The sequence below is a fragment of the Enterovibrio sp. QJM3NY_24 genome, from assembly GCF_057786035.1.
This window is the reverse complement of the sequence record NZ_CM173519.1, coordinates 2,445,318-2,463,757: the sequence shown is the minus strand read 5'-3', so window position 1 is coordinate 2,463,757 and position 18,440 is coordinate 2,445,318. Positions and strand designations below refer to the sequence as shown.

The window sequence follows — 18,440 nt, the reverse complement described above, 5'->3', positions numbered from 1 at the left end:
TGATATGAAAACGGAATGTAATGTGTGGTGATGACAGATTAGCCTTTGTAACCAGAGGGAGATGAGAGTCAGGTTGGTGGGCGGCGGAATATTAATCGACGTCTCACTGTGTATATTTTTCACTTCACCTTCATGTAGAGAATACGTTAATCTTTGTTGATTATATTTTACAGAGAGTGTTTGTCATGGCTTCTACGTCGTCAAAACTAGCGCATACACAGTCTTACTACGCGGCGACCGCGAAGTATCCGCAACGCTATCCCGAACTCACTGAGTCGATAACGGCCGATATCTGTATTGTCGGTGGTGGATTCAGTGGCGTGAACAGTGCAATAGAGCTCGCGCTACGTGGCTACTCTGTTGTGGTGTTGGAAGCGAATAAGATTGGGTGGGGAGCGTCAGGACGGAATGGCGGCGAACTGATCCGTGGTATTGGTCATGGTATTGAGCAATTCACGAATCAGATAGGCAAAGACGGCGTTGAAGCTATCAATCAAATGGGTGTGGAAGCGGTTGAGATCGTTAAAGATCGCGTCGGGGCGTTTAACATTGATTGCGATCTCACCATGGGATACTGCGATCTAGCGTTGAAACCCGCGCACATGAAAGAACTCGAAGACGATTTCAATGGCCTAAAACAAAGTGGCTATGCCCATGAAATCCGCATGCTAGATAAAGAGGCGATGCCTGAGGTTATCGGCTCAGAACGCTATATTGGCGGTATGCTTGATATGGGCAGCGGCCATTTGCATCCATTAAATCTCGTTACGGGTGAAGCGGCGGCGGCGGCTAGTTTGGGTGTGCAGATGTTTGAAGACAGCGCCGCGATTGAAATCATCAAAGGCAATAGGCCCGTAGTGAAAACCAACAAGGGGCAGGTGACGTGTCAGTATTTGCTTTTGGCAGGCAATGCCTATATCGGCAACAAGCTTGAGTCTTACATTGGCGGGAAAGTCTTGCCTGCGGGGAGCTACATCATTGCGACCGAGCCGCTGACGGATGAGCAGGTACAAAGTACGATCCCTAAGAACATGGCGTTTGCCGATCTCAGTATCGCGCTGGATTACTATCATTTATCGGGCGATAACCGATTGCTGTTTGGTGGGTTGTGTACGTATTCTGGCAAAGATCCAAAGGACATTACAGGCGCGTTGTTGCCAAACCTTGAGCGTGTGTTCCCGCAGCTAAAAGGGACGAATATTGATTTCGAGTGGGGCGGCATGATTGGTATTGGTGCGAATCGATTGCCTCAAATTGGGCGCTTACCGGATGCACCGAACATTTTTTATGCGCAGGCCTATTCCGGTCACGGTGTGAATGCTACGCACATGGCGGGCAAGGTGATTGCTGAAGCTATCTCAGGCACAGCCGAACGCTTTGATGTGTTTGCCCGAGTGAAACACATGACGTTCCCTGGTGGCCCGATACTGCGCTCTCCATTGCTTGCAATTGGTATGACGTACCACAAGATCAAAGAAATCCTGCAATAACACACCAGTCAACTTTCCATCTATTCATGTCTCTCGCCTAAATGAGAGACGTGTTGTCATACTTTTCCCGTCATTCCGGTCTCTTTAGTTAGTGATAGGATTGTTAGTGCTCGCTCACTCACAATGCGAACGTATCCGTGAACTTATCTGGAGAGCTAAATGGCTGGAAAACGAAGTAAAGTCACTTTTGTCAGTGGAAACAACATACTTGCTGGCATGTTGGAAACCCCGGAACATACCGCACGTGGCTACGCGCTTTTTGCCCACTGCTTTACTTGCGGAAAAGATGTCGCGGCGGCATCTCGTATCTCTCGGGCATTGGTGAATATTGGTTTCGCTGTATTGCGCTTCGACTTCACGGGTCTTGGTGGCAGTGACGGTGATTTTGCAAACACAAATTTCTCGTCCAATGTGAACGATTTAGTGGCCGCTGGCGATTTTCTTCGTGAGCACTATCAAGCGCCTTTGTTATTGATTGGTCATAGCCTTGGCGGACGCGCCGTGTTATCTGCGGCGCAACGTATTCCTGAGGTGTCCGCTGTGGCAACCATTGGCGCACCTGCGGATGCAGAACATGTCGTAAAGCAATTTTCTGCTGATGTGGGAAAAATTGATGCAGATGGCGAGGCAGAAGTGAGCTTGGCGGGTCGTCCATTTACCATCAAAAAGCAGTTTCTTGACGACATTCGCACCGAAAATGACGATATTGAATCCCTTCGAGTGCCATTGCTTGTGATGCACTCGCCAATCGACAGCGTCGTTTCGATTAGAGAAGCGGAGAAAATTTACCTTCGCGCCAAGCATCCGAAAAGCTTTGTGACGCTCGACACTGCTGATCATCTGCTGACCAACAAGGATGACGCCCAGTATGTCGCTGAACTGATTGCCGCGTGGTCACACCGCTACATTGATTTGGCGTCGCCGATCAAAGAAAGCAGCACCTCTATCAAACGTGGTGAGGTGCTAGTGACTGAGCACAACAAGCAATTTACCCGCACTATTCAAACCGATCATCACCAATGGTTTGCGGACGAACCTGTGGATTTCGGCGGTGACAATTTAGGGCCCGATCCCTATGAGCATTTGCTTGCGGGGCTAGGTGCATGTACTTCCATGACGCTTCGTATGTATGCGAACCGCAAAAACCTGCCACTTGATGATGTCAAAGTCACGCTGTCACATAGCCGCCAATATGGCGACGACTGTGAGCACTGCGATGATGAGCATTCTAAAGTGGAAGTGCTTGCGCGTGAAATTGCGTTGTTTGGCAACTTGACGGACGATGAACGACAACGCTTGTTGGAAATAGCGGACAAATGCCCGGTTCATAAAACCCTAGAAAGCAAAATCGTGATCACCACGGCGTTGAAAGCGTAACGCTAAAAAAGTGGCTGACGCAAAGGGAATAGACCCAGCTGTGCTGGGTCTTTTTGTATTGATTACTTATCGATTGCTATCGCCCATAAGCGTGGGTTTTGGCTGATCAGAACGCAATCCACGTGGCTTTGACTTCGGTGTATTTTTCAAACGCGTGAAGCGATTTATCGCGACCGTTGCCTGATTGCTTATAACCCCCAAACGGTGCCGTCATGTCGCCGCCATCGTAGTGATTAATCCACACCATGCCAGTACGTAGTGCCTTCGCGGTTTTGTGGGCTTTGGAAATATCCGATGTCCACACCGCTGACGCGAGGCCATAATCCGTATCATTGGCAATTGCTACAGCCTGCTCTTGCGTTTCAAACGTAATGACAGAGAGCACGGGATAAAGATCTCTTCGCGCGCGATAGACATATCATTGTTCACGTTATCGAACACAGTAGGCTCAATGAATAATCCACCGGTTTCTGGCATAACACGACTCCCACCACAAACCATGGTTGCACCGCCTTGTGTGCCTTTTTCGATATAGCTCAATACCGTATCAAGTTGCTGCTGATCGACGACAGCGCCGACTTGCGTTTCTGGGTCAAGCGGGTGACCCGGCTGCCAGCTTTTTAGTTGATCAACCACCTTCGCCACAAAGGCATCTTTGATGGAGGCTTCTACCAACAATCGAGAGCCTGCAGTGCACACTTCGCCTTGGTTAAAAGCGATCGCAGATGCGGCAGAAGCAGCCGCGGCATCTAAGTCTGGGGCGTCAGCAAAGACAATGTTCGGGCTTTTTCCGCCAGCTTCGAGCCAAACACGCTTCATGTTCGATTCACCCGCATAGATCATCAACTGCTTGGCTATTTTGGTGGAGCCGGTGAACACCAGCGTGTCGACATCCATGTGTAAAGCGAGGGCTTTACCCACGGTGTGACCAAAGCCCGGTAACACGTTAAGTACACCTTTTGGCATACCCGCTTCAAGAGCAAGCTCACCCAATCGAATAGCTGTTAATGGTGACTTCTCTGAGGGTTTTAAAATGACGGAGTTACCAGAAGCCAACGCAGGGCCGAGTTTCCAGCACGCCATTAACATCGGGAAGTTCCAAGGCACAATAGCCGCGACAACACCGATAGGCTCTCGCGTGATCATCCCAATTTCATTGTGAGGCGTTGGGGCGATTTCATCGTAAATTTTGTCAACCGCTTCGCCAGACCAGCGTATTGCCCGCGCTGCACCGTTAACATCCACCGCTTTTGAATAGCGAATAGGTTTACCCATATCGAGGGTTTCAAGTAGCGCTAACTCGTCACCGTTTGCTTCAATAAGCTCAGCAAAACGGATAACTACTTTTTTTCGTTCTGCGGGAGGAAGATGCGCCCACACGCCAGATTCGAATGTTTCACGGGCGTTGGCCACGGCCAGATTGGCATCATCCAGATCGCAACTGGCGACCTGGGCAAGTGTTCGGCCGTCGATAGGACTAAGACAGGGAAACGTGTCGCCAGATACGGCGTCTCGGAGTTCCCCATTGATGAAAGCTTGGCCCTTAATTGTCAGCGTATTTGCCAACGAATCCCAGTCTTGACGAGACGTGCGAGAAGTCATATCTGCCCCTTAATCCATGTTAATTGCCGATTTTTTGCCACTGTGCACTATTTCAAAATATTTTACAAATAGTGCGATTAATTGTTTTTATCTTGAACATAATCCATTTACTGTTCGTTATATTTGACATAGTATTGCAAATATTGCTCATTCAGCAACAACTCATTAACAACGATGACGGCATGTAAGGATACCTGACGATGGCAGTGCAAAAACCACAAAGTGAGGGAGTGAATCTGGATAATTTCTGGATGCCTTTCACCGCAAATCGACAATACAAAGCGACCCCTCGTTTGCTTGCGAAAGCGAAAGGCATGTATTACGAAGATGTTGAAGGCAATTCAGTGCTTGATGCAACTGCGGGCCTTTGGTGTTGTAACGCCGGTCATAGCCGACGCGAGATTTCTGAAGCGGTGAGCCGTCAGATCTCAGAGCTGGATTACGCGCCAACATTCCAGATGGGGCATCCTTTGCCGTTTGAGTTGGCTGAGCGTTTGGCTGACATGGCACCTGGCGACCTAAACCGCGTATTTTTCACTAATTCAGGTTCTGAATCGGCCGACACGGCGTTGAAGATTGCGTTGGCTTACCAACGTGCTCGAGGTCACTCCAATCGCACGATGTTGATTGGTCGTGAGTTGGGTTATCACGGTACTGGCTTTGGTGGTATTTCTGTCGGTGGCATGGTGAACAACCGTAAAGCGTTTAACGGCCAGCTTTTACCGAGTGTCGCGCATCTTCCTCATACGCTGGATATGCAGAAAAATGCGTTCTCTAAAGGATTACCAGAAAACGGTATAGAGAAAGCGGAGGCGCTTGAGCAATTGGTTGCCCTGCACGGCGCTGAGAACATTGCTGCCGTTATTGTTGAACCTATGTCTGGCTCTGGCGGTGTGGTATTGCCACCCGTTGGCTATTTGAAACGTCTGCGTGAAATTACGACCAAACATGACATTTTGCTGATCTTCGATGAAGTGATCACCGCATTTGGTCGGATGGGTGATGCGTTTGCCGCACAGCGTTGGGATGTGACACCGGACATGATCACCACGGCGAAAGCCTTGACCAATGGCGCGATCCCAATGGGCGCAGTGTTGGTGAGCGAGCGAATTTACGATACGTGTATGAATGCGCCGGAAGACACCATTGAATTTTTTCATGGCTATACCTATTCGGGTCATCCCGTTGCCGCCGCCGCCGCGCTCGCATCACTGAATATCTACCGAGATGAAAAGCTGTTTGAGCATGCCCGTGAAATGGAAACGGAATGGCAAGATGCCGTTCATTCCCTTGCAAGCCATGCCAACGTTATCGATGTCCGGAATACGGGCATTATCGCAGGTATTCAACTTGCGCCAAGCGAGAAAGGGATTGGAAAACGTGGCTACGACGTGTTTACACGAAGCTTTTACGACGGTGTCTTGGTGCGCGCATCCGGCGACATCATCGCCATGTCACCGCCATTGATTTTGGAATCAAAACACATTGATCAGATGGTCAGCACGCTGGAACGCGCCATCAAAAACGCGTTATGAGTTAACTGAGGAATATAGGGATATGTCTGTGACACATTACATTGATGGTAAATACACTGCTGCGAGTGAAAGAAAACAATCGTTGTTTAATCCAGCCACCGGAAAGGTGTGTGGTGACGTTTCTTTGGCGTCGGTGTCTGAAACCGAGTCTGCTATTGCTGCGGCAAAAGCGGCGTTTCCAGCGTGGTCCGAAATGTCACCGCTGCGCCGTGCTCGTGTGATGTTTAAGTTCAAAGCGTTAGTGGAAGAAAACATCGACGAGTTGGCAGCGTTGATCACCAAAGAACATGGCAAAGTGCTTGATGATGCCAAAGGGGAACTAACCCGCGGCTTGGAAGTGGTGGAATTTGCATGCGGTATTCCACACTTGTTGAAAGGCGAGATGACGGAACAAATTGGTACCGGTATTGACGCTTGGTCGCTGAACCAGCCACTCGGTGTTGTGACGGGGATTTCGCCGTTTAACTTCCCGATCATGGTACCCATGTGGATGTTCCCGATTGCGATTGCTTGTGGCAATACCTTTATTATGAAGCCGTCGGAAAAAGATCCGAGTTCGACGATGCGTATCGCCGAGCTATTAACGCAAGCGGGATTGCCAGATGGCGTGTTCAATGTGGTGAACGGTGATAAAGAAGCGGTTGATGTGCTGTTGACTCACCCAGATGTGCAAGCTGTCAGCTTTGTCGGCTCAACACCCATTGCCGAATACATTTACAGCACAGCCTCTGCGCATGGCAAACGTGTTCAGGCATTGGGCGGCGCGAAAAATCACATGGTGGTGATGCCGGATGCCGACCTTGATCAAGCCGTTGCTGCATTAATGGGCGCGGCATATGGTTCGGCAGGCGAACGCTGTATGGCGATTTCCGTTGCGGTAGCCGTCGGCAACGTCGCTGATGCATTGATTGAAAAGTTAACCCCAAAAGTGAAAGCGTTGCGTGTTGGTAATGGCGTGATTGAAGGCATGGAAATGGGGCCTTTGGTCACCGCCGAGCATTTAAAGAAAGTAGAAGGCTATGTGGCCGAGGGTGTTGCCGAAGGGGCAACGCTGGTGGTTGATGGTCGAGGTGTGGTTGCAGAGGGCGGCGGCGACGGTTTCTTCCTTGGTGGTTGTCTGTTTGATAACGTCACCGAGGATATGACTATTTATCGTGATGAGATTTTTGGTCCTGTTCTGGCGGTTGTGCGTGTGCCAGATTATGCCACCGCCGTGAAGCTTATCAATGAACATGAGTTTGGCAACGGAACCGCAATTTTCACGCAAAATGGCGATGCGGCAAGGCAGTTCTGCCATGAAATTCAGGTGGGCATGGTGGGTGTGAATGTGCCTATTCCTGTGCCCATGGCGTTTCATAGCTTTGGTGGCTGGAAACGTTCTTTGTTTGGGCCTCTTCATATGCATGGGCCAGATGGCGTGCGTTTTTATACACGTCGCAAAGCTATTACGGCTCGATGGCCCACAGGCATTCGCGCCAACGCAGATTTTGTCATGCCGACAATGAAATAAGCGTGGAACGCGATAAAAACCGAGCGCATTGAAACGACAAAAAGGAGCCTACTGGCTCCTTTTTCTTTGTCATTTTCTGTCGCGATTTAACCAAGCTATTTAGCAAAACTAAGCAACAAAGCTAAGTAACAAAGCTAAGCAACAAACGGATAGGGCATTCGTTCAGGTTTACTCAGTTGATAGCCTTGGAAGAGATCGAAACCGAGTTCACGTGCGAAGTGATATTCCTCTTTGGTTTCAATTTTTTCCGCTAACAACTTGAAGCTGAACTTTTCTCGATATTCCTGCACAAAGCGAGTAATTGAATCCAGTGACTGTGCGCGAAAATCAATTTTGATAATGTCGGCAAGGCCAAGAAAAGGGATCCAATCAGTCGAAGGGATAAAGTCGTCAAATGCGATGCAGTATCCTTTGGCTCTTAAATCAACCAACTTCTCAAACAGTACCGAGTCTGCCTGGCAATCTTCCAACACTTCGACCACAAGATTTTCTGGTGGGTACTGAAGAGCAGTGCCATCAATTAGGCTTTGGTAAGAGAAATTCACGAAGCATGGTAAGCCATCAGAGACAGCTTCCTGAGTGATATTGCCTTTAATAAAGAGGTCATTGAGTATGCTCTGCGTGGCTACGTCAGAAGCAATACCAGGGAACGAGTCTCGAAATCCATCACGAAACAAAAACTCATAAGCGATTACTTGCTTATGAATATCAAAAATCGCTTGTCTTGCAAAGTTCGAACTCATAGAAAGCCACAGTACCTTCAAGCAAATCAATATAAAACTAAGTGTATATCCCGTCTCAGAGTCGAGAGTGCCAAATAAGTCTGATATTTCGCGAAGAAAAATAATTAAGTAAATAATACTTTTTTAATCTTGAAATGTCAGATTTAGCTGAAGAAATATGGTTAGTTTTGGAATTTTCGCGCTTCTAGCGTGCAGCCTTCTGGGGTGCAAGCGAGAACAGACCCTTGAGTGTACCAATCGCCAAGAACAATTCGTTGCGCAAGATCAGTCCCGATCGACAAAGTATGAATATTTGGGCGATGGGTGTGACCATGGATCAGTTGTTTGACACCGTAAGCTTGCATCACTCGGGTGACTTCATTCTGATCGACATCCATGATTTCTTGTGGCTTTTCTTGGTTGTTTGACGAGCTGCTTGAGCGGATCTTCTGACCAATCTTCTGTCGTGTTGAAAGCGGCAATCGACGGAATAGCCATTGCGTAAATTTATTGTGAACTTTCTTGCGGTAGCGTTGGTATGCCTCATCCTGAATGCACAGGGTGTCACCATGCATGATGAGCGTTGGCTCGCCAAATAAGTCAATAACATGGTGCTCAGGAAGCAGCGTCATGCCAGCGGATTTCGCGAAGCGCTTTCCAATCATAAAATCGCGGTTGCCGTGGATGAAATAGATTGGCACACCTTTAGCATTCAGCGCTTTAAAGGCGTTGGCGACATCACATTGTAGTGGCGTTTCTTCGTCATCACCTATCCATGATTCAAACAAATCCCCAAGCACATAGAGTGCGCTGGCCGACGGTGCTTCTTGTTCCATAAAACGGAAGAAGCAATCAGTAATGTCTGGATGAGATGGACTGAGATGAAGATCTGCAATAAATAGTATGGTCATAGATAAAAGGGCAGTGGTGGTAACCACTGCCCATTGCCACCTTATTCTTCGATGGTCACGTTGTTGATGATGACTTCTTCAACAGGTACGTCTTGATGTACATAGCCCCAGTTGCCGGTTGCTACGTCTTTGATCTTGTTAACCACGTCCATGCCTTCAACCACTTCGCCGAATACGCAGTAACCCCAGCCGTCCATAGATTCAGATTTGTGATCTAGGAAGGTGTTGTTGCCAACGTTGATGAAGAACTGTGAACTCGCTGAGTGCGGTTCCATGGTGCGAGCCATCGCAAGGGTGCCGATTTTGTTGCTCAGACCATTGTTTGCTTCGTTCTTGATTGACGCGCCTGACTCTTTCTCTTCCATGCCAGAAATCATGCCACCGCCCTGGATCATGAAGCCATCAATAACACGGTGGAACAGAGTGCCATTATAGAAACCGTCACGACAGTACTGCAGGAAGTTCGCTGCTGTTACTGGCGCTTTTTCTGCATTAAGTTGGATTTTGATATCACCAAAGTTGGTATGAAGCGTAACCATGTTGAGTTCCTTAAAAGAGCATTAAGCTTTAGACCGATGATTCTATCCCAACGGGCGGGACATTCAACCGATCGCCGCATAAAAAACCGCAGAGTGCAGGTAAGTCATGGCATACAGTATCTTAATTCCCGTACTTTCAGGTCGCTTGGGCATATAGCCTTGCCTTAAACGAAAGGAAAAGGTGTAATATACAGTCATTAAATTACGTTAATTATTGTAATGGGTAACCCGACGGCCATGTTGAAAATCTACAATTCCCTCACCAAGAAAAAAGAAGAATTTACACCTATCCATCCTGGCAAGGTTGGCATGTATGTGTGTGGGGTTACCATCTACGATTTGTGTCACATCGGCCATGGTCGCACCTTTGTTTCTTTCGATGTTGTTTCGCGCTACCTGCGATTTTTGGGTTATGACCTCAATTTTGTTCGCAACATTACAGATATTGACGACAAAATCATCAAACGTGCAGCTGAGAACGGCGAAAGCTGTGACTCACTGACCAATCGACTGATCGGGGAAATGCACGCCGATTTCGATGCATTGAACATGAAGCGCCCAGATGTTGAGCCGCGAGCAACGCAATTTATTGCTGAAATTATTGAATTGGTCGAACGTTTGATCGAACGCGGGTTTGCTTATGTCGCATCCAATGGCGATGTGTTGTTTGAAGTCGCCAAATTTGACGATTACGGCAAGCTATCGCGCCAAGACTTGGATCAACTTCAAGCGGGCGCCCGTGTTGACGTTGAAGAAGCGAAGAAGAGCCCACTTGATTTCGTGCTTTGGAAAATGTCCAAGCCAGGTGAACCGACGTGGGAATCGCCATGGGGACCCGGTCGCCCGGGTTGGCACATCGAATGTTCAGCCATGAACTCAGCAATTTTGGGTAACCATTTTGATATTCATGGCGGCGGCTCAGATTTAACGTTCCCACACCACGAAAACGAAATTGCGCAATCTTGCTGTGCCCATGATACCCAGTATGTGAATACCTGGATGCACAGCGGCATGGTGATGATTGACCGTGAAAAAATGTCAAAATCACTGGACAACTTTTTCACCATCCGTGACGTGCTAGCGCATTACGATGCCGAAACGGTTCGCTATTTTCTGATGTCAGGTCACTACCGTAGTCAGCTGAATTACAGCGAAGAAAACCTCAAACAAGCACGTTCAGCGATGGAGCGTTTGTACACCGCACTTCGCGGTTTGGATTCGTCGGTTGAAGCTGAAGGTGGTGAGGCATTTGTTGAGCGCTTTAAAGCGGCAATGAATGATGATTTCAACACACCAGAAGCGTATTCCGTGTTGTTTGATATGGTGCGTGACATTAACCGCCTGAAAACAGAAGACGTTGTGGCGGCATCAAAACTGGCTGCACGCATGCGTGAATTGGCGGATGTACTTGGCCTGTTAGGTCAAGACCCTGAAGCCTTCTTGCAAGGAAATGCGCAGGGCGGCGGCGATGAAGTGGCTGAAATCGAAGCGCTGATCAAAGCGCGTAACGATGCGCGCACGAACAAAGATTGGGCAGCAGCAGATACTGCACGTGATGCACTGGCAGCACTTAATGTCGTCCTTGAAGACGGTGCTGGTGGCACAACGTGGCGTCGTAAGTAATCAACCCAAATTAGCATCATCTAGAAACTGAAAACGGAGCGCGCGCTCCGTTTTTTTATGTCTGTAATTACTATCACGGCTGCATCAATAACCATCCTTCCGAATACTGCATTTATCGCTCTACTTTTTCTTCAATCTCTAATTCTTTGATAGTTTTGAATATATAAAGATTAGTGAAAGCACTGTGCTTGATTTTGTCTGACTTTCTCAACATTAAAACAAGAATTACTCAGTAATATCCCATCATTTCTGTTGGTTGCATTGAACCTAGATGGCTGCGATTTATCTTTAGTTGAAGAGAGTCCGAAAGGAGATGCTCGACTCGATATCGGTCATATCAATCACAGGCAATGAAGGACAGCTCATGAATAAACCATTCCTAGTAACAGCGATTCTTAGTTCTTTCCTCTCAACGACATCTTATGCGTACACTGTTTATTCGACTGATGAATCTTCTCTTACAGTGACTGGGCGCATTGAGCCGCGCTTTAATATTTCTGATGCAAACAAAACGGCTGACAATAGCTCTTTTGATGACATCAGTCGTGTTCGAGGGAATTTGGACGGAAGCACTAAGGTGACAGAGTCCATCAAAGTCTTTGGCTACTACAGTGGTGAAATCTATTCAGATAGCTCTGACAGCAAAAATCGCTATATGTACGTTGGGGTGGGCACGGATTACGGCGCTCTTTCTTATGGGCAACAAGACTCGTCTCAAGTCGTACTCACCAACGTCACTGATATTATGGAAACTTTTGGTGGGAGCGCGTCAGATATCATTACAGGGAACCAAGATGAGCTAGAGAATAACTTCGTTTATCTTGCTCAATTGCCCTTAGATCTTACCGCTACGCTCAACTATGTGAGAGATGATTCGAAAGGAAATTACACCACAGGGGGCTCCCTTTTCTATAACTCTCCAGTGGGGCTTCAATTTGGTGTTGGTTATGTTTCAGGAGAGCAAACGAGCCTGGATGTCGATCAATACAATATAGCAGCCGCCTACACGGTAGGTGATTTCTACATTGGTGGTGTTTATGTGAACGGTGAAGTCAACAATGTGGATGTGAGTGGGTTTGAAGTCGCGACAGCTTATACCCTCGATGATTTTATCTTCCGCTATGTGTACAACTACAGAACGTCTGATTTTCCAGCAGCACAAAGTGGTGAATACAGCGTGAACTACAATGCGATTGAAGGTGTTTATAACGTGACGAGTGATTTTGTTGCTTATGCGGGGTATGAATTTAATCGTCTTGAGGGGCAAATTAATGACAACCAGCTACAAGCTGGCGCACGTTACATGTTCTAAATACGCCATGTTGTTTCTTCATACGCATTAAAGAAGAAAGGAGCCGTTCGGCTCCTCTCTTCTTATTTGTTTAATGTTTTTGGTGTTTAGTTTACCCGCCTAATCCGGGAAACAACGCTCTCATCCCGTTGGCAATAAACTCGATGCCCAATGCGCCAAGAATCAAACCCATAATACGAGTGATCACGTTGATGCCTGTTTGACCCAGAAACTTCACGATGGCTGGCGCAAGACGAAATAAACCCCAAATGCCGGCGGTAAAGACACAAATGGTGACAATCAAACCGATGGTATCGACAGAGTTTGGGTAGCGACTTGAATACACGATGGTAGAACTTATTGCACCAGGGCCAGCAAGAAGAGGCATTGCTAACGGTACGACGCCGATCTGTTCACGACTGATCGACTCAGACTGTTCTTGCTTGTTCTGCTTATCTTCGCCCAACTTACCATTCATCATGGTGAAGGCAATACTAACAAGTAGCATACCGCCGGCGACTCGAAACGAATCTAGCGAAATGCTAAACACATCCAAAAGCAGCTGCCCAGCGAGCAATGACACAACCAGAATAGCAGCGACAGCAATGCTGGCGGTGTATGCCGTTTTGTTGCGCTCGGCCGGATCTAAGTGAGCGGTTAATGAAACAAAGATAGGCATGATGCCAAGTGGGTTTACCGCAGCAAACAACCCAATGAAAAACTGAAAAAATATTACAAGCTCGATGCTATTCATTTCCAATCACTCGGTCGGTGAAAAATGGACATATGGTATTGATCGCAAAAAAGCAATCGCGGGCGCTAGTATAGCGACGAAATATTAAATGCCAATCAGTAGATAACATGACAATGCATAGAGAAGAGTGGAAAGGCCTAGATGCTGCAAAAATAGGCGCTTTAACCCTGAGTGCTCTAAATGTAATCGAGAGTTTTTGGCTGGAAAGTATGGCAGACACATATGACCAATTTAACATATGTGATATGTGTCACATTAGAGTGTGTTGTAATTTTTTTAAAACAAAAAGTCGTTGTACAAGTGTGTGAGACACGGGGCGTATGTGTTACATTCTCGTAGTTTTAATGTGGTTTTAAGCTTTCAAAACGTGGATTGTAGAGCCTTTTGATTGAAAATTGAGCAGGTGGTGAAAAACTTTATGAAAGTTTATTACACATGATCCGGATCAACTTTCTGCTTCTCTGAAAATCTATAATCAGTTTTGAAAGTTATTTACTAAATGCTTGCCAAGGCTCACGGGTAATGTGAGTTGCTTAGGCCTCTAATCAAATGAGCATGTAGTTACTAAATGATTTTTAAACTTTAGGTATGTAGGAGACAACTATGCCTGTAACTAACGTAGCCGAACTCAATGCAATGGTTGAGCGTGTAAAGAACGCACAGAAAGAGTTCGCCACTTTCTCGCAAGAGCAAGTCGACAAAATTTTCCGCGCGGCCTCTTTGGCGGCGAATAATGCCCGCATCCCACTAGCCCAACAGGCTGTTGCAGAATCTGGCATGGGTATTGTCGAAGACAAAGTTATTAAAAACCACTTTGCTTCTGAATTTATCTACAACAAATACAAAGATGAAAAAACCTGCGGCATCTTGGAAGAGAACGACGAGTTCGGTACTTTCACTATCGCTGAACCAGTAGGCATCATCTGCGGTATCGTCCCTACGACCAACCCAACTTCAACGGCTATCTTCAAATCTCTCATCTCTTTGAAGACCCGTAACGGTATTATCTTCTCGCCACACCCACGTGCTAAAAACTCAACGAATGATGCTGCGAAGCTGGTTCTTGATGCAGCAGTTGCGGCTGGCGCGCCAAAAGACATCATCGGCTGGATCGATGAGCCATCAGTTGAATTGTCAAACCTTCTAATGAAGCACGACGACATCAACCTTATCCTTGCAACTGGCGGTCCAGGCATGGTTAAAGCGGCTTACTCTTCTGGTAAACCAGCCATCGGTGTAGGTGCGGGTAACGTTCCTGTTGTTATCGATGAAACAGCTGACATTAAGCGTGCAGTTGCCTCTATCCTGATGTCTAAAACGTTTGATAACGGCGTAGTATGTGCGTCTGAGCAAGCAGCAATCGTTGTGGATTCTGTTTACGAAGAAGTAAAAGAGCGTTTCGCTTCTCACAAAGCACACGTATTGAACAAAGACGACGCAGTGAAAGTGCGTAAAGTTCTTTTGATTGACGGCGCACTGAATGCAAAAATCGTTGGTCAGCCAGCCGTTAAGATTGCTGAAATGGCAGGTGTTACTGTGCCAGCAGACACCAAAGTACTTATCGGTGAAGGCCTAGGTAAAGTGTCTTATGACGATGAATTCGCTCACGAGAAACTGTCTCCAACACTGGGTCTGTTCCGCGCTGACGATTTCGAAGACGCTGTTGCTCAAGCAGTGACCATGGTTGAAATCGGCGGTATCGGCCACACTTCTGGTCTGTACACTAACCAAGACGTCAACCAAGATCGCATCCGTTACTTCGGTGACAAGATGAAAACTGCACGTATTCTTATCAACATCCCAACCACTCACGGTGGTATCGGTGACCTGTACAACTTCAATGTTGCACCATCACTGACCTTGGGTTGTGGTTCTTGGGGCGGTAACTCGATTTCTGAGAACGTTGGTCCTAAGCACCTTATCAACAAGAAGACTGTAGCGAAGCGAGCTGAGAATATGCTGTGGCACAAACTACCTAAATCAATCTACTTCCGTCGTGGTAGCCTGCCAATCGCTCTTGGCGATTTGGAAGGTAAGAAACGCGCAATGATCGTGACTGACCGCTTCCTGTTTAACAACGGTTACTCTGACGAAATCGTTGCGTTGCTGAAAGCACAAGGCATGGAAGTTCAGACGTTCTTCGAAGTTGAAGCTGACCCAACACTGTCTGTTGTAGAGAAAGGTGCTGCAGCAATGCAGAGCTTCCAACCTGACGTAATCATCGCACTTGGCGGCGGTTCACCGATGGACGCAGCGAAAATTATGTGGGTAATGTACGAGCACCCAGAAACGCATTTCGAAGAACTAGCAATGCGCTTTATGGACATCCGTAAACGTATCTACAAGTTCCCTAAAATGGGTAAAAAAGCAGAATTGGTATGTATCACTACCACTTCTGGTACCGGTTCAGAAGTCACACCATTTGCGGTTGTAACTGACGACAAGACTGGCGCGAAATACCCACTGGCTGATTACGAGTTGACGCCACAAATGGCAATCGTAGATGCGAACTTGGTGATGAACATGCCTAAGTCGCTAACCGCATTCGGTGGTTACGATGCAGTGACGCACGCACTAGAAGCTTACGTATCTGTTCTTGCGAACGAATACTCTGATGGCCAAGCGCTTCAAGCTCTGAAGATGCTGAAAGAATATCTGCCATCTAGCTACGCGAACGGCGCAGCTGACCCAATCGCTCGTGAGAAAGTGCACAATGCAGCGACTATCGCAGGTATCGCGTTTGCTAACGCATTCCTGGGTGTATGTCACTCAATGGCGCACAAAATCGGTGCTGAGTTCCACCTGCCACACGGCTTGGCGAACGCATTGCTGATTTCTAACGTGGTTCGTTACAACGCAAACGACAACCCAACGAAGCAAACTGCATTCTCTCAGTACGACCGCCCACAAGCACGTCGTCGCTACGCAGAAGTTGCTGAGCACCTAGGTCTGGCACAGCCAGGCGACCGTACTGCTCAGAAAATTGAGCGTCTGCTAACGTGGCTGGAAGAACTGAAAGTTGACTTGGACATTCCATTGTCTATCCAAGCGGCTGGTGTGTCTGAAGCTGATTTCCACGCGAAGCTTGACGGCCTAGCAGTAGAAGCGTTCGATGACCAATGTACTGGTGCGAACCCACGTTACCCGCTTATCACTGAGCTGAAAGAAGTGCTGGTTTCTTCTTACTACGGCACAGCCTTTGTTGAAGGTGAAACTTTCGAAGGTACAACGGTTATCAAGAAGAAAGAAGACCGTGATGTAGCCGCTAAGCCTGCTGCAAAAGCAAAAAAAGAATCAGCAAAAGCGTAATCCGCTGACCTGATAGAAAAAGCCCGCTTTCGCGGGCTTTTTTATTGGCAGTGGTAAATACCCTTTGAAGCGAATAAGCCCTGACAATGGGCAATCGCCAATTGTCGGAATTTAGGTCATTTCAAGGAAAAGGGTACAGAAGCGGCTACGGCAAAGTTCACCAACCGATTAACTTGCAGCTTCTAATATACGGCCGGTGAAACTGTCGTTTTCAACGATGTATGCGGCACCATCAATCATGTCGTAGTTAACCGCAGGGTGATAATGGACTTTGCCATTCTCATAATGACGTTTGCGGGGAAGCACCCCACCTACACGAATATTGGCATGTTCTAATTCTTGCGCCCAGCTACGGGTTAAACCACGAATAACAGCATTTGAACTATCAAGGCTTTGGTCGCGCCCCATCTCAGCTTGCAAGCCGGGAATATTCACGATGACACCTTTGCGGCCTCGATCGAGCATATTGAATGCAGCGCCGCGTCCGAACAGATAAAGATTAGAAGCAACATCAGCGATGGTTTGGTCAACGGTATCATTGCTTGCCAACAGGCTAGGCAAACAACTCGCTTGCCAATAATTAATCAGTACGTCTACCGCACCCATTTCGCGATTTATTTCCTCAAACAGGAAGGAAATGTTCTCAACGCTTCGACTGGCGAGAGAGAATGAGTAGCAAATGCCCCCCGATCTCATGCACGAATCGTAAGTTGTTTGCAGCTTTTGACGCTCGGTATCGACCAAAGCAACACGTGCGTTCAGCTTGCAGAAATATTCAGCCATTGCACGTCCAGTTGGGGTGCCTGCTGCAGTAATCACAATGACGGATTTTGCGATATCCATTGTCTGACCTTTCTCAATTTGTTCCGACTTATTACATTGTTATACGGCATTAACTAACAACTTATACCCAGCTTTTCAACGGGTGGATAACAATCTTGGACCATGATTTGAGAAAGCGATGTGAAATTGTTCAAAAATGTGTGTGCAAACTGTGTGCAAAGTGATTTTTTTAGTAAGTGATCACAGTTATGTTTTTTGGGGTGGAAGAAGTTGAAGTATTAAATTAGCTATGTTAGAAGGAAGCTGTCTGTCCTTAATAATCAAGGGATTAAGCTTGGATGTTAAGCTCTTGATAGCGCTTGGCCGTCACTAATTGATGGTATAGATTTACCGGATCGAGTGCGGTAGTTGTAGGATTTTCAGCCGCAAGCTGTCTTCTCTGATGTCCTGAGAGATTATGATAAACATCCTCGCCCAAATTGTGCGTTCCAATGGCAGGAAAATGTAATGCTGATGGTGCGACACAGTGATTTAATCGTGCGCTGGCGATACCGGCTTTGTGGAATGCATCGGCTTGCGTTCCGCACAATTCATAATCTTTTTCTTCTGCAATCAGGCGCGTAGGCTCAGGCAAATTCAGCGCTTGACGAAGATCGGCCTCGGTTGCTTTTTCAGGGTATGGAGGGTTGAGAGGGGTTGTTTCTGTTGCATCAGTAGAAAGTAGTGCAAGCATCAAAGCAAAATCCGAACGACGACCCTGTGTAACAGCATGACTTAGGTGATCACCTAGCTGTACATCAGTAATAAGTTGGGCTTTGTCGAGCGCGTGGATTTGCATAATTCTCAGCAGTTCTTCTGGGTACCTCCTGTTTATCGACGTCAAAGCCAAAACCTTTAACGACTTTTTGTTTTTTTTCTGTGTGTTAGACGTTTTTTCCTATGTAATAGAAAAAGATAAAGCCCGCCGAAGCGAGCTTTACGTGTCAAATGGTTA

General features: G+C 47.2%; 13 protein-coding genes and 1 pseudogene. 7 read left to right on the top strand and 7 right to left on the bottom strand.

Translation table 11 applies throughout. From position 1 onward, the window contains the following. The first annotated feature begins 185 nt into the window (after positions 1–185). Together AC3CIC_RS10785 and AC3CIC_RS10780 are read left to right on the top strand one after the other, a co-directional pair. Entirely contained in the window at positions 186–1,490 is a 1,305-nt protein-coding gene (locus AC3CIC_RS10785) for an NAD(P)/FAD-dependent oxidoreductase (protein ID WP_016961156.1), read from the top strand. Between the two features lie 159 nt (positions 1,491–1,649). Then, the gene (locus AC3CIC_RS10780) at positions 1,650–2,867 is read left to right on the top strand and encodes a bifunctional alpha/beta hydrolase/OsmC family protein (RefSeq protein WP_394210428.1); all 1,218 of its coding nucleotides are present in this window, start codon (positions 1,650–1,652) and stop codon (positions 2,865–2,867) included. Between the two features lie 106 nt (positions 2,868–2,973). Here AC3CIC_RS10780 and AC3CIC_RS10775 read toward each other — a convergent pair. Next, positions 2,974–4,469, bottom strand: a pseudogene (locus tag AC3CIC_RS10775) (aldehyde dehydrogenase). A 200-nt stretch (positions 4,470–4,669) separates the two neighbouring features. On the opposite strand from AC3CIC_RS10775, the gene aptA reads away from it, so the two are divergent. After that, entirely contained in the window at positions 4,670–6,004 is a 1,335-nt protein-coding gene (aptA, locus tag AC3CIC_RS10770; protein ID WP_488514595.1) for an omega-aminotransferase AptA, read from the top strand. Positions 6,005–6,026: 22 nt separating this feature from the next. Beyond that, the gene (locus tag AC3CIC_RS10765; protein WP_488514594.1) at positions 6,027–7,514 is read left to right on the top strand and encodes a CoA-acylating methylmalonate-semialdehyde dehydrogenase; all 1,488 of its coding nucleotides are present in this window, start codon (positions 6,027–6,029) and stop codon (positions 7,512–7,514) included. Between the two features lie 134 nt (positions 7,515–7,648). Here the strand turns inward: AC3CIC_RS10765 and AC3CIC_RS10760 are convergent, their stop codons facing one another. The 3 genes from AC3CIC_RS10760 to AC3CIC_RS10750 all read right to left on the bottom strand — a co-directional run bounded on the left by AC3CIC_RS10760 (position 7,649) and on the right by AC3CIC_RS10750 (position 9,686). Further along, a complete protein-coding gene (locus AC3CIC_RS10760; RefSeq protein ID WP_488514593.1) occupies positions 7,649–8,257 on the bottom strand; it encodes an EAL and HDOD domain-containing protein in 609 nt (202 codons plus the stop codon). A 161-nt stretch (positions 8,258–8,418) separates the two neighbouring features. Beyond that, entirely contained in the window at positions 8,419–9,147 is a 729-nt protein-coding gene (gene lpxH / locus AC3CIC_RS10755; RefSeq protein WP_488515905.1) for a UDP-2,3-diacylglucosamine diphosphatase, read from the bottom strand. A 41-nt stretch (positions 9,148–9,188) separates the two neighbouring features. Then, on the bottom strand, positions 9,189–9,686 hold the full coding sequence (locus AC3CIC_RS10750; protein ID WP_016961163.1) for a peptidylprolyl isomerase: 498 nt from the start codon (positions 9,684–9,686) through the stop codon (positions 9,189–9,191). A 237-nt stretch (positions 9,687–9,923) separates the two neighbouring features. Between AC3CIC_RS10750 and cysS the strand changes: the two genes are divergently transcribed. After that, positions 9,924–11,309 (top strand): cysteine--tRNA ligase, encoded by a 1,386-nt coding sequence (cysS, locus tag AC3CIC_RS10745; RefSeq protein WP_488514592.1) that lies wholly within the window; start codon positions 9,924–9,926, stop codon positions 11,307–11,309. 364 nt (positions 11,310–11,673) lie between these two features. Further along, positions 11,674–12,621: a porin gene (locus AC3CIC_RS10740; RefSeq protein WP_488514591.1), complete on the top strand. Its 948-nt coding sequence runs from the start codon at positions 11,674–11,676 to the stop codon at positions 12,619–12,621. A 91-nt stretch (positions 12,622–12,712) separates the two neighbouring features. Here the strand turns inward: AC3CIC_RS10740 and AC3CIC_RS10735 are convergent, their stop codons facing one another. Next, a complete protein-coding gene (locus AC3CIC_RS10735) occupies positions 12,713–13,354 on the bottom strand; it encodes a YchE family NAAT transporter (protein WP_017004229.1) in 642 nt (213 codons plus the stop codon). Between the two features lie 603 nt (positions 13,355–13,957). Between AC3CIC_RS10735 and adhE the strand changes: the two genes are divergently transcribed. Next, the gene (adhE, locus tag AC3CIC_RS10730; RefSeq protein WP_488514590.1) at positions 13,958–16,663 is read left to right on the top strand and encodes a bifunctional acetaldehyde-CoA/alcohol dehydrogenase; all 2,706 of its coding nucleotides are present in this window, start codon (positions 13,958–13,960) and stop codon (positions 16,661–16,663) included. 168 nt (positions 16,664–16,831) lie between these two features. Here the strand turns inward: adhE and AC3CIC_RS10725 are convergent, their stop codons facing one another. Then, complete coding sequence (locus AC3CIC_RS10725) at positions 16,832–17,506, bottom strand: SDR family NAD(P)-dependent oxidoreductase (protein WP_016961168.1); 675 nt, start codon at positions 17,504–17,506, stop codon at positions 16,832–16,834. Positions 17,507–17,774: 268 nt separating this feature from the next. Then, positions 17,775–18,284, bottom strand: a complete 510-nt coding sequence (locus tag AC3CIC_RS10720) for a VC2046/SO_2500 family protein (RefSeq protein ID WP_016961169.1) — start codon at positions 18,282–18,284, stop codon at positions 17,775–17,777. Between the last annotated feature and the right edge of the window lie 156 nt (positions 18,285–18,440).